The sequence below is a fragment of the Pseudomonas sp. PS01270 genome (genome assembly GCF_029959775.1).
Lineage (GTDB): Bacteria > Pseudomonadota > Gammaproteobacteria > Pseudomonadales > Pseudomonadaceae > Aquipseudomonas > Aquipseudomonas atacamensis.
Window position 1 is genome coordinate 1 of the sequence record NZ_JASCPT010000311.1, and the last position, 255, is coordinate 255.

Sequence of the window (255 nt, forward strand, 5' to 3'; positions counted from 1 at the left end):
TCCCCCCCAGAGGCAGTGCCCGCGCCGCGTCTCCGCGCCATTGCTCACCGTCCACGGGCAGCTGCGGCACCCATTGCACATCCGGGTTGTACCAACTCACGACGGCGCCCACGCCCGGGCGGCCCTTACCGCTGAACTGCACTGGATGGCTGACCCAGCGTCCCGGCGCCGGCTCGTCGAGGGCTGGCACAAAAGTACCCAAAATGACCGAGCGCAGGGTTTCAAATGATTCGAACCCGTCCAGAGATGCGACTG

Annotated in this window: 1 pseudogene; it reads right to left on the reverse strand. The window is 66.3% G+C overall.

What is annotated here, in order from left to right:
* Positions 1-255 (reverse strand): annotated as a pseudogene (locus tag QMX86_RS28315) (hypothetical protein); the annotation flags it as partial.